At 46.3% G+C, this 13,017-nt stretch carries 7 protein-coding genes; 6 read left to right on the top strand and 1 reads right to left on the bottom strand.

Annotated elements, in window-relative coordinates; translation table 11 throughout:
- The first annotated feature begins 8 nt into the window (after positions 1-8).
- The 6 genes from UWK_RS02060 to UWK_RS18080 all read left to right on the top strand — a co-directional run bounded on the left by UWK_RS02060 (position 9) and on the right by UWK_RS18080 (position 12,127).
- Positions 9-3,824, top strand: coding sequence for a tandem-95 repeat protein (locus UWK_RS02060; RefSeq protein WP_041916268.1), 3,816 nt, complete (start codon positions 9-11; stop codon positions 3,822-3,824).
- 14 nt (positions 3,825-3,838) lie between these two features.
- A complete protein-coding gene (locus UWK_RS02055) occupies positions 3,839-5,983 on the top strand; it encodes a peptidase domain-containing ABC transporter (protein ID WP_015402686.1) in 2,145 nt (714 codons plus the stop codon).
- Positions 5,976-7,328, top strand: a complete 1,353-nt coding sequence (locus UWK_RS02050) for an HlyD family type I secretion periplasmic adaptor subunit (RefSeq protein WP_015402685.1) — start codon at positions 5,976-5,978, stop codon at positions 7,326-7,328. Before UWK_RS02055 ends, UWK_RS02050 begins: the two co-directional genes overlap by 8 nt.
- A gap of 2 nt (positions 7,329-7,330) precedes the next feature.
- Positions 7,331-7,876, top strand: a complete 546-nt coding sequence (locus UWK_RS18085) for a toxin-activating lysine-acyltransferase (RefSeq protein ID WP_015402684.1) — start codon at positions 7,331-7,333, stop codon at positions 7,874-7,876.
- Entirely contained in the window at positions 7,851-9,218 is a 1,368-nt protein-coding gene (locus UWK_RS02040) for a TolC family protein (protein WP_015402683.1), read from the top strand. The genes UWK_RS18085 and UWK_RS02040 overlap by 26 nt, the downstream gene beginning before the upstream one ends.
- Before the next feature lie 701 nt (positions 9,219-9,919).
- Positions 9,920-12,127, top strand: coding sequence for a PhnD/SsuA/transferrin family substrate-binding protein (locus UWK_RS18080; protein ID WP_167320703.1), 2,208 nt, complete (start codon positions 9,920-9,922; stop codon positions 12,125-12,127).
- 349 nt (positions 12,128-12,476) lie between these two features.
- Here UWK_RS18080 and UWK_RS02020 read toward each other — a convergent pair whose 3' ends face one another.
- Positions 12,477-12,980, bottom strand: a complete 504-nt coding sequence (locus tag UWK_RS02020) for a GNAT family N-acetyltransferase (RefSeq protein ID WP_015402681.1) — start codon at positions 12,978-12,980, stop codon at positions 12,477-12,479.
- Between the last annotated feature and the right edge of the window lie 37 nt (positions 12,981-13,017).

Here is a 13,017-nt window from a genome sequence, read left to right as displayed (position 1 = left end):
TTTTATCCGTGGATGATGCAACAGTGTTCGGGGCCGACATCCTGACCACCGATGAGGACACTTCTGTTACAACGACGGTTACGGAGCTGTTGGCCAATGATTCTGATGTTGAAGGGCCCCTCGAATTTGTTGCTTTGGGGAATGGTTTGCATGGCACGGTTTCTCAGGATGGAAATGGGAGTATCACCTTTGTCCCGGAGCCGGATTACTCCGGCAATGATGCAGGGTTTGACTACACGGTTGCAGACGCAGACGGTAACCAGTCAATCACGTTCGTACAGGTACATGTTGCTGCTGTCAATGATGCTCCGGAAATCATAAGCACCTCGATAAGCACCAATGAAGACCAACCGATAGTCTTCGATGCCGCCGTCATCGAACAGTTTATTCAGGACAGAGACGGTGAGAGCCCGTCCATCGGTGCCATCACCAATATAAGCGGTGGCGTGGTCACTGAAGAAAACGGGATCTATACCTTCACGCCGGACGGCGATTACCATGGTGATGCCACCCTTGACTATACAGCGGAGGATGCGCATGGCGCCGCGGTTTCCGGCCGGCTCCATATTGATATCCTCTCCGTAAATGATGCCACCGATTTTGGTGATGATACCCTGATAACCGATGAAGAGGTGGCTGTCAGCACCACCATCTCAGCCCTGATGGCCAATGACCATGACAGGGATGGAGAGCTCCGTTTTATTGGACTTGGGGCACCATCTCACGGAACCCTGATGAGTACCGAGAACGGCGATATTGTTTTCACCCCCGACGCGGACTATTCCGGTTCTCAGGCAGGATTTGAATACACGGTGGAAGATGCAGAGGGAAACCGGGAAAGCACCATGGTGCCGGTGCAGGTTCTGGGCATCAACGATGCGCCCACTATCCTTTACGACCAGCGTTTCATCAATGAAGATCAAGCCATCGTCTTTACTCAGCAGGAGATGGCTTCTTTTATCGATGACCCGGATGGTGATCAATTCACCTTCACCTCGCTCTCAGCCATCAGCGGGGGAAGTTTTTCTCAGGATAAGGGGGTCTACACCTATACTCCCGATGCGGATTTTTACGGCAGCGGCCAGTTCAGCTACACGGTAAGTGATGGCCAGGGCATGGAAGTAACCGGCAGCATGACCATTCATATCGCCCCCGTAAATGATCTGCCTAAGATGGCAACGACAACGGCCACCATGACGGAAGACGGGGAGATCACCTTTGATTCGGCAACCCTTATGGCGGGTGCTTCCGATATAGAAGATGAAACGGATCTGCGCTTTATGGGAATTTCCGCATCCACGGGTGGAGATGGCTGGCTGGATGAAAACGGTCTCCTCCACTTTTTACCGGATGAAGATTTTTTTGGCATAGCCACTCTCAGGTATTCGGTGGCCGATACGGAAGCCGGAATCGGAACGGGGCTGATCGTGGTTAATGTTCTTGGTGAAAATGACATTCCACAGGCTATGGATGATGACCATATCCTCGCCTGGTCAAATAACAGTTATGATAATGTCTACAGCTCTGCCGTGCTGCTGGCCAATGACACAGATGTGGATGGCGATACCCTTCAGATAACTGGTTTTGGCAACGCTGAATATGGCACGGTGAGCCAGGATGTAAACGGTTTTATCCATTATCAGGCGACTAGTGACGACTGGGTTGGTATAGATACCCTCACCTACACCATAACAGACGGAAATGGTGGTGAGAGTCAGGCCACCGCCACCATTGATGTGAAGCTGAATACCTCCCCGGATGCCTATTCTGAGATCCTTTTCAGCCAGGAGGATATCATTGCTGTTTTTGATCAGGAGACCCTGCTTGCCAACGATACCGATGTGGATGGTGATACCCTTTTTATCACTGGGGTTGGGAATGCTACCCATGGAACGGTGACTTTGCGCGGTGATGGAAAAATAGAGTTTACCCCTGAGCTGAATTTTAACAACAACTATCCGGGGCAGGCAAGTTTTGAATATACGGTGAGTGACGGGATCAGTGATCCGGTTAGCGCTGTTGCCTTTGTGGATCTTGATCCTGTCAATGATGCTCCCATTCTGGTTCCTGAGCGGATTGAAGGTGCCGTGGAAGACAATTCCTTTGAATTCAACGCCGCCCAGCTGATTGCCAATGATTACGACATTGAGATGGACTCGGTCTATGAAAGTGATTCCTTCAGTTTTACAGGTGTTGTTGGAGCCGCCCATGGTATCCTCTCCTACGATTCGGGAACGGGTGCCATCTATTACAATCCCCATGCAAATTTTTGCGGAGTTGAGACTTTTCAGTATCAGGTAACCGATTCCTTCGGTGCCGTCAGCACCGGGACTTCAGAAATTTACGTCCAGCCCGTTAACGACAATCCTGTTGCTCAGGAGGATATTGCATCTCCTGCGGAAACCCATATCTGGAACAAATACAGCATTGCCGGCCTGGTAGCGAATGATTTTGATGTGGATGGTGACAGCCTCACCATCGTCAGTCCTTACGTTTCTTCAGGTTCTGCAAACGTTAAGGTCGAGGGAGGATATCTCTGGGTACAGCCGTCAGGGGGGGAACGCCATGTGGAGGTGAGTTATACGGTTTCCGATGGTCATGGTGGCACGGCCCCCAGCCGTTTGATTATGAACCAGATTGTTGAGCATAATTTCGCCCCTGAGCTTTCAATACAATCTGTAGACTGGAGTCACGATAGTTACGTAAACTTCTACGACGTATATTTCAATATCGCTGTATATGACAGAAATTATGGCGATACGGTTACCGTATCCGCAGCCCAAGTGAGCCATGGAACCGTTTATAAAAACTCCAATAGCTCTTTTTATTATCATGGAGTGCTACAATATGGCATCCCTGCCTCATTCACACTAACAGGAGTTGATCAGCGCGGTGCTTCAGGAACGATGTATATCCAGATGTGGGGAGGAACAGAGGATGCGGAACCCGGTTACCAAAATTACACATTCCGTTACCTTTACAGCCCGGTAATCCTCGACCTCGACGGAGACGGCGTTGAACTGCTGGGTATTGAGGAAGGAGTAACCTTCGATTGGAACCGTGACACAATAGCAGAATCCAGCGGCTGGGTTGCAGCAGACGATGGATTTCTGGTCTACGACCACAATCATGACGGGGCGGTGACCAGAGCAGATGAGTTGATGCTCAAGGAATATTTGCCGGGTGCCACCACTGACCTTGAAGGCTTGCAGGCCTTTGACAGCAACAACGATGGAATTTTCAGTAAAGAAGATGCGGCGTGGAGTGACTTTGGCATATGGCAGGATAAAAATTCCAACGGCATCAGTGATGAGGGGGAATTTAAAACCCTTGATGATGCCGGAATAAGTGATATTGAGCTCAAAAGCGATGGTAAGGAAGAGGTAATTGCAGGAAACACAGTATTTGGCTCAACGGTGTATCACCTGGAAGATGGAAGCAGTGCTGAAGTTGGCGATGTTGCTTTACGTGGTGAAGAGCTCGCCTTTACAGAAGGTCTTCCGGCTGAGGAGAGTGATGCAATTCCCCTTGCTGCAGGCGAAACACAACCTATTATTCAAGAGGAACCAGAAAAGGAATGCACAGAGACACAGGATAGTGCATCTGGTGACGAAAACACACCGCACACAGAAGCAGATCAGGAAATAAGTGAAGCTGAGATCAATCGAATTGCCCAGCAACTGCAATCAGATGCAGCCGCAGGATCAAATTTCACCGACTCAGCAGGCAATTCAACAACTGAGGATATCATCGTTTTTGACCAGTTTGATGATGCTCTCCAACCCGATGATGTCGATGATGGCGCCCTGGCTCTCGCGGCATAATTGTAGAAATAGAAATGACCAAAAACACAAAAAAGGCAAATCTTCAAAGTGGGTTGTTCTGTGTCGCGATTGCGGCAAAACTTCATGGAAACCCTATTACCATGGAGCAGATAAAACATCACTTTGGCCGAGATACAGGTAAGCTCCAGCTCATAGAGCTGGCTCGAATTTTTCAGGAGATTGGTTTTAAGGCCAAACCCGTAAGCAAGGATCTTTCCAAAGTGAATCCTGGGCTGTTTCCCATTATTGCAGAGCGCAAAAGTGGTGATTTTGTTTTGGTGGGTGGAAAAGACGAGCAGGGGGAGAAAGTTCTGGTACAGCAGGTTGGCGAAGCCAGGGGCAGTTGGGTCAATATTGAGGAATTTCAAAAGGATCTGGGCGGCCAGATCCTTTTGCTGAAAAAACGAACGACACAACAACGAAGCAGGCAAGCGTTTGGCCTGGGTTGGTTTGTACAATCTTCTCGCAAATATTGGAGTGTGCTGCGGGATTGCCTCCTGGCATCTTTTTTTGTGCAGATTTTCGGCCTCCTTTCGCCCCTTATCTTTATGATTGTTATTGATAAGGTGTTAAGCAATAACAGTCTTTCCACCCTTGATGTCCTGGTTTTTGCCCTGGTTGTCGTTTCCTTTTTTGAAATCGCATTGAACGGCCTGCGAACCTATCTTATGTCTCATACTGCCAACCGCATTGATCTCATGCTTGGTGTACAGTTATTTAAGCACCTGATGAGTCTCCCCTTAAGCTATTTTGAGTCAAGGCAGGTGGGCGATACCATTGCCAGGATGAAGGAGCTTGAAAATGTACGCAGCTTTATTACCGGCTCTGGGCTGATGCTCTTTCTCGATCTGTTTTTTCTGATCGTTTTCCTTTTTGTCATGTATCTCTTCAGCCCTTTTCTGACCATGCTGGTAATGGTTGCTCTTCCCTTGCTTTTTGGTGCCTCTTTTCTTTTGACTCCTTTGCTGCGTAACAAACTTGAAGATCGCTATACAGCGGGATCGGACAAGCAATCGTTTCTGGTGGAAACCCTGGCTGGTATGGAGACCATCAAGGCAAATGCTGCTGAACCTAAAGTTCGTGAAGAGTGGGAGAAACGTCTGGCAAATCATGTGAAGATCGGTTTTTCAGGAGGACATCTTTCCAATTTGATCAGCCAAACCACCGGAATAATCAGTAAGATACTTTCTGTTTTGCTTCTCTGGTTTGGTGCCAAAGAAGTACTGCATGGGAATTTAACGGTTGGTCAGTTTATTGCTTTTAATATGCTCTCGTCCAGGGTTATTGCTCCAATCCTTCGCCTTTCCCGAATCTGGAAAGAATTGCAGCAGGTAAATGTTTCAGTGGCTCGTATCGGTGATATTTTTAACACTGCTCCAGAACCGGGATTTGATCCTTCCAAGGTAAGTTTGCCGGCAATTAAGGGAGATGTACGCTTTGAGGATGTTACTTTCAGATTCACCCCGGAAGGAACAGAAGTTCTGCAGGATGTTTCGTTTTCAGTAAAAGCCGGTGAGGTCATTGGTATTGTTGGAACGACCGGTTCCGGAAAAACAACTTTGGTGAAATTACTCCAACGTTTATATGTCCCGGAAAAGGGACGAATATTTATTGATGGCGTTGATATTTCCATGGCTGACAGCTCCTGGCTAAGGCGACAGATTGGAGTGGTTATTCAGGACGGGGTACTGTTTAACCGATCCATCAGAGATAACATAACCCTGAATGTGCCGAATCTGGAGATGGAAGAAGTCATTGCTGCTGCAACGCTTGCGGGGGTACATGACTTAATTCTTGGACTACCGGAAGGATACGACACTTTAGTGGGGGAGAGAGGGTGTCGGCTCTCCACCGGACAGCGCCAGCGAATTGCCATCGCCCGCGCCCTTGCTTCGGATCCCGGAATGCTCATCCTGGACGAGGCAACCAGTGGCCTTGATTATGAGTCGGAGATGCATGTTCAAAAAAATATGCGCAAGATATGTGAGGGACGGACGGTGTTTATTATTGCTCACCGGCTCACAACCGTTCGTCGTGCCGATAGAATCATCAGCCTTGAACATGGTCGCATCGTGGAAAATGATACTCCGCAGGCCTTGCTGAAGGCCGGTGGCAGATTTGCAACACTGCAAAGTATCCATGAGGGGTGTTATGCCTGATTTTATAAAAAAATATAAAGAACAGAATGGTATTCGCCGTGATTTTGAATTTATGCCGGCAACCATTGAGGTGTTGGAGCGGCCTCCTGCACCCTTTTCAAGGGTTATAGTTCTGCTTCTTGTTACCCTCGCTCTATTTGTCATTATCTGGGCCTTTGTTGCACAAATTGATATTATTGCCACTGGCACAGGCGTTGTGATTCCTAAGGGGAGAGTAAAGGTTGTTCAACCGTTGGAACCCGGTATTGTGACAGAGATTGCAGTGAGCGATGGCCAGTTGGTTAAAAAAGGTGAGTTACTGGTAAGGATGGATTCAACCGAGTCCCAAGCAGACCTGAAAAGCCTCGAAAGAGAGCTGATAACGACTCAACTGGCTGTCTCGCGGTTGGGAGCACAACTTGCTGGGGATGCCGGTCTTTTTACTGCACCGAATGAAGCAGGAGAAGATGAGATTTCATTGCAGCAGCGGCTTCTTCATCAGTCCCTTCTGGCACGGAAAGAAAAGATGGCCGCCATGGATCACAGTATCGAGAGAGCAGAGGCGGAACTGAAATCGGTGGAGGCAACCATCGGATGGTTGCAAGAATCGTTACCACTGGCAGAAAAACTATACGAAAAGAAACAAATAATGGCAGAGAAAGAGATGCTCGCCAGTGGCAAATATCTTCAGGCCCAGATGGAAATAAATGAGGTGCGAAAAAAACTTGGCACTGAAAAAAACAGGATGAAAGAGCTTGAACTCAGTTTTTCACAAAGAAAGGATGAAAAGCAGTTGTGGGAGAGTGAATATAAAAAAGAACTGCTCAAAGAGCTGACAGAAGCCCAAAAGAAACAGGAGGCATTGGTCCAGCATCTCACCAAGGCCAAAAATAAATTTGTTAACCGGGAACTGCGCTCACCGGTGGATGGAATTGTGCAACAACTCGCAATTAATACCGTTGGTGGAGTTGTTACATCTGCTCAACCACTGATGACCATCGTCCCCATGGACAGTGGGTTTGAGATAGAGGCGAAACTGCTTAACAAGGATATCGGGTTTGTCTCCATTGGTCAAAATGCATCTGTTAAGGTGGCTGCCTATCCCTTTACCCGCCATGGTGATCTTGAAGGTGAGATTGAATGGGTCGGCAGGGATGCTGTTATGGATGAACAACTGGGGGCGATATATCCCATACGGATCTCTGTGGACAGTTATCAATTACCCAATGTTATTAATGGGAAACAGGGACAAATTTTACCCGGAATGACGGTTACCACCGATATAAAAGTAGGAAAAAGACGTGTCATCCATTATTTTCTGGGACCAATGCTACGCTATAAAGATCAAAGTTTACGGGAGTCATAGAGATGAGCCAAAAGAAGGACGATAAGATTAAAACCGCAGAAGCGGTAGATAACGAAGCTTTTAAAGAAGAAATTCATAAGCAATCCATGAAAATCCTGAAACGCTTGCCAGCGATGGGACCCGTGTTGTTGCTTTATATGCAGTCGTCTCACAGACGTTATCATTTTATCGCTGACCTGGAATGGCTGCTTATGCCACCACTCATAGCCGGGCAATGTAAACTCTTCATGAAAAAGGAGTATCCAACTTCTTTTATCAGTTGGGCCTTCTTAAATAAAGAGGCAGAAGCCAGGCTTTTTGCAAACGGTGGAAAATTACGCCCCGAAGACTGGAATTGTGGTGATCGCCTATGGATTATCGATATCGTGGCACCCTTTGGTGGGGTGGAGAACATGTTGCATGACCTCCAGCTAAATGAATTTCCAGGTAAAGTTATACGATTGGCTGCTCCCGATCCCAAAACAGGTGGAATCACTGCTCGTAAACTCCAACCCCTAAAAGGGAAAACCGCTTCAGGTGAAGATGAGTCGGGAGGAACCGTTCATTAATATCCGATTGAAAAAGATCCTGTCTTGCCTTATTGCCTGTTTGTTCCTGCATGTCATGGGGATATCGGCTTTTGCTCTTGATCTCGTGACCGCATTGAGAATTGCACAGGAGAACGATGCTCGTTTTAAGGTAGAGCAAATGGACGCCGAGGCAAAGAACGCCGATGGTTGGGCGCAGGTTGCAGCCCTTGGGCCAAGGCTTGCGGTCTCCGGCAAGATTATGCGCAGTAATCTGGAGTACTCTCCTGAAGATATAGCCGAGCTTGAAGATCGTCATCTCAATTTTTATGACGATGAGGTTGCTGTTATTCTGGAGCAACCCCTAATTGACCTGGAAAAAATATACAGGGCGAGGCGGGGGAGTTGTGAAATGGACATCGCTGCCATGGAACTTAGAAAGGCACGTGAGCAGCTCGTTGTACGGGTTGTTGAACGGTATTTTGCACAAGTTTCCGCTCAGGATGAGCTGAAATTTGCCAATGCTAAACTTCAGATTCTGGAGAGCCAGTTAGAGACAGCAAGAACCGGTCATGCACTAGGATTAGAGGATCAATCGGCTTTGTATGATATTCTGGCCCGCTATGAAACCACAAAGGCTATCTCTGCTGTTCAGGAGGCTAAGCTGGTGGATGCCAGAGAGGCTCTTTCGGAAACTCTTGGCGAACCTGTATTGGAGGAACTGAAAGGGCTTGATGAAGAGGACAGTTTTTTTGAGTTACTTGGAAATGATTTTGAGTACTGGCTGCAAACTGCCAAAGAAAATAATGTTGATTGCAGTATCAGCAGGTTGCAATCAGAAGCTGCACGGCTGGATGAAAAAATCAGCATGGGACGGTTTCTGCCTGCTCTCAACTTCTTTGTTGAGTATGAACGAACCAGCCCTAGTGATGATTTGAACGGCTATGGCTGGGAGCGCGATCGTACGGATTGTGGAATAAAACTGCAAATGGAACTCCTTAGTGGTGGACGTGATCTGGCAGATTTCATTGCCAGGGAGAAACGTTACAGGGCGGCAAAACAGCGTATCGTTGCAACTCAACGCTCCATTGTTCGTCAAACAACAGCGACCTGGAACAGTCTGCAGAGAATTCTTGTATCCATTGAAGCCTATAAAAATGCAGTGGAAGCCAATAGGAAATCTTTGCAAATAAAAGAGGAAAATTTCAAAGAGGGCTTACAGCCCATGCTTGATGTCCTCAATGTGCAAAGGGATTTTTTTATTGTAAGTAATAGGTATCAGAATGCAAGATATAGCTACATAACAACTCTGATTCATTTTAAACAATTAGTTGGTACCTTGAGTGATACCGATATGGCATTGCAGATTGATGCTAAATTGTAGTATCTCAGTAATTTATATCCACTTGCCTTTGGTGAACATTTTATTAACAAACCGTTTGCCATTTATGGACGTATCAGGTTCAGGATTATAGCATGTTAAGCGTTTGAAAAAACAAGAGAAATATGGGCTAGAGTAACAGCTGATTACGACACTTCTTTAAGAAGTGTTGGGATAGTATTGTCTTTGAAATATTCCGCCGTAGGTTTCCCCCCCCAACAAACGAAATCATCGTACCGGGTAGCCCAAGGTCTGCAATATGACAAGAGGGTTTGTCGGGCAGCCAGCTAATTCTGGGGCTGTGTATTTATTCGCAATTCCTTGACTTGAATATTACCGTGCGATAACATTTTCAATGTTGAGCTTCGTTTCTATTCGAAAAAAAAACTATACGGTTTCTTGACCGTTTGATAAGCGGTGAACGAGTTTTCGATTCTCTTTGTAATATTTGGGGTTACCTAAGAGTCACCCTGTGTTCATTGTTCCTGTGGATGATTTTTTTTTCAGATGTTCTTGTGCAAGAGTATTCGACGTTTTCCTTATTAACCTATAAAAAATAGACGGATATGAAAAGGCAATACAACCTAACTTTTTACTCATTATTCGTTATAATTTTAATATTTTGCCTCTTTTTGATCTTTCCAGTTTCGGTTTTTGCTGAACAAAAGGATCAAAGTCAGCTAGCCGAGGTCAAAATAGGTGTCTTGGCACTTCGTGGTAAAGAAAAGTCCCGACGACAATGGGATGCCACGGCTGCATATCTTACAAAGAAAATTCCTGGAAAGACTTTTTCTATTATTCCTTTAGATTTTGACGAGATGTCTCAATATGTGGGAGCAGAGAAGGTTGATTTTACAATCACCAACTCATCCATGTACGTTAATCTGGAGTATCACTATGGTGAGGCTCGGATGGTTACCATGAAGACAAAAAGCTCTGAAATGGGGATGACTCAATTTGGTGGAGTAATTTTCTGCCTAAGTGACCGTAAAGATATTCAGTCGGTGAAAGATCTCTCGGGAAAACGATTTATTGCGGTTGATGAAAAGTCATTTGGTGGTTGGCATATGGCGTGGCGTTATCTGCTTGATCACAAGGTCGATCCCAAAAAAGATTTCCAGGAGCTTCTTTTTGGTGGTACTCATGATGCCGTGGTAATGGCGGTATTGAAGAAGACAGTCGATGCAGGAACTGTTCGAACCGGCATTCTTGAGAAGATGGCTCAGGAAGGAAAAATAAAATTAGATCAATTTCGGGTTCTGGATGCGCAGGCTCTTGCAAATCCAGATTTCAGATATCTCCACACCACAACTCTTTATCCTGAATGGCCTTTCGCCAAGGTTGCTCATACTGATGATGAATTGGCTCGGGATGTCGTAGTCGCTCTGCTTCAGATGCAACCCGGAGATGAGGCGGCAAAAAACGCCGGTATGGTAGGATGGACCATCCCTCTTGATTATAATACAGTGCACGACTGTCTGAAGGCTATCAAATTTGCTCCCTACGATATGGTCGAAGAGATTACACTCCAACAGTTAGTCGACCAGTACAAACCCTGGCTGATTGGACTTGTTATATTGCTTGTCATTGGGGTCACTGTAATCATCTATATCGGACGTCTCAATGGTCGTTTGCGACTCACCATGACCGTTCTTGACCATGAGTTGGCCCAACGAAAGCGTATCCAAAGCTCTCTCAATGAGTTTAAGATGACTTTGGATCAAATTCTCGATTGCGTCTTTATGTTTCAACCTGAAACGCTTCGTTTTATCTATGTCAATCAAGGTGCGATACACCAGGTTGGTTATAGTTCTGAAGAATTGTTTAAGATGACTCCAGTGGACATAACGCCGAGCTTCACCGAGGAATCATTTAGGGCATTGATTGCCCCTCTACTCGATGGTAAGAAGGAATCTTTGACTCTTAGCACGGAGCATCTCACCAAAACTGGCAAGTGTATTCCTGTTGAAGTTTTTTTACAGTACGTAAAACCCGCCGAAGGAGTAGGACGGTGCGTTGCCATTGTTCGTGATATTACCAAGAGATTAAAGGAGGCCCAGGAGAAGGAAGTATTGCAGTCTCAATTGCTCCATGCCCAAAAGTTGGAATCAGTAGGACAATTGGCTGCCGGTATTGCCCATGAGATTAATACCCCGACTCAATTTATCTCCAGCAATATAAGTTTTATGGATGAGAGCTTTCAGGATATCAGCATGTTACTTGAGGGGTATCATCGATTGCTGATAGCGACAAAGAACGATAAGGTCACGCCTCACTTGCTTGAAGAAATAGAAACGCTTTTGAAAGATGCAGACTGGGAATTTCTCTCTGAAGAGCTTCCTCAGGCCATTGAGCAATCCAAGGACGGAGCACAACGAATTGCGTCCATAGTTAAGGCAATGAAAGAATTTTCCCATCCTGGCAGCAAGGAAAAGACGATGCTTTCACTCCCGGATCTCATTAACACCACGTTGACTGTCTGCCGGAATGAATGGAAATATGTGGCGACTGTGGAAATGGACTTCGCTGATAATTTACCCCAGGTTCCATGCCTTTCCGATGAAATGGGGCAGGTCTTTCTCAATCTGTTGGTGAATTCTTCCCATGCCATTGCACGCCAACTGGGTGATAACCCCGATAAAGCAATGGGACAAATTACCATCTCGCTTCGGCAGATAGCTGATAAGATGGAGATTCGTGTGCGCGATACTGGTTGCGGTATCCCACCAGAGATTCAGGCCAAGGTCTTTGATCCATTTTTCACTACCAAAGAAGTTGGAAAGGGGACCGGTCAGGGGCTGGCTATTGCCCGGGATGTGATTGTCAATAAACATGGGGGCACATTGGAGGTTGAATCTGAGCCAGGGCAGGGATCTACCTTTACTATTACCCTGCCCTTAAGCAAAGAATAGGGAAGTTGGAAGAGTTATATGAAAAGACACTACGATCTTGAGCGATATCAAGCTTTATACTGTGCAAAGTTTTTTTATTGTAAGAAATAGGTTTTAAAATGAGAGAGTTACGTGATAAATAAATCTGATTACCATCGAAACTCAGCTTTGCAACCCGGAGCTGTTCCGTGTCGATTATATGGGACGCCATAAACCCATCCCTGGGGCCTCTGCTGCGGCCGTCCAGGCCGCAGATGCCCATATAATCAACACGAAACAACTCCTCCTCAGGCGGTTAGGCTGAGGATCAGTGGTAATCAGGTAAATAAAACTCATTTGTAATACGTTTCTCGAGTACCTGAAAGTAATGTCACACCTTCCGGCCATAAATATACTGGCCGCAAACTCTGTTCGGAAATTCTGCGATATCAGGAAGGTGGCCCCACCGTGAAAATCCGTTTTTTTCAAGAAAATCAACACTGATCTTATTTGTGTCAAGGAGAATGGCAAAGAGGTTGTGAAGGCCAAGTGTTGGTGCCTTTTCTAATGCGTGGCGCATAAGTTGTCTGCCAACTCCTTTTTCTCTATGGTTTTTGTTCACGTAGTAGCTTATTTCAGCCACATTCGCTAATGCCATCCTTCCCTTGCGGTGGGCGCTGAGACTGCACCAGCCGATGATGGGGGCAGTTGCCTCTTCTGCAATAACATAAATAGGATATTTTTCAGGGCTGTGCTCTGCAAACCATTCCCGACGATCAGCAACGGTGAGTGCTTCGGTGTCAGCGGTACAGTTCCCCTCGGCAACCGCTTGATTGTAGATGCTTACAATCTGTTCAAGGTCAGTCGGTCTGGCAATACGTATTTGCATGGTCATTGGAAGAGGAGTATATGTTATTGTTGTGTGCTGCTGG

This window comes from Desulfocapsa sulfexigens DSM 10523 (genome assembly GCF_000341395.1).
Lineage (GTDB): Bacteria > Desulfobacterota > Desulfobulbia > Desulfobulbales > Desulfocapsaceae > Desulfocapsa > Desulfocapsa sulfexigens.
The sequence above is the reverse complement of the archived record's forward strand: the minus strand, read 5'-3'. Positions and strand labels throughout refer to the sequence as shown.

What these genes read in the sequence shown, in the direction of transcription:
- UWK_RS02055 (WP_015402686.1), top strand. Translation starts at nt 3,839, where the DNA reads ATGACCAAAAACACAAAAAAGGCAAATCTTCAAAGTGGGTTGTTCTGT.
- UWK_RS02050 (WP_015402685.1), top strand. Translation starts at nt 5,976, where the DNA reads ATGCCTGATTTTATAAAAAAATATAAAGAACAGAATGGTATTCGCCGT.
- UWK_RS18085 (WP_015402684.1), top strand. Translation starts at nt 7,331, where the DNA reads ATGAGCCAAAAGAAGGACGATAAGATTAAAACCGCAGAAGCGGTAGAT.
- UWK_RS02040 (WP_015402683.1), top strand. Translation starts at nt 7,851, where the DNA reads ATGAGTCGGGAGGAACCGTTCATTAATATCCGATTGAAAAAGATCCTG.
- UWK_RS02020 (WP_015402681.1), bottom strand. Translation starts at nt 12,980, where the DNA reads ATGACCATGCAAATACGTATTGCCAGACCGACTGACCTTGAACAGATT.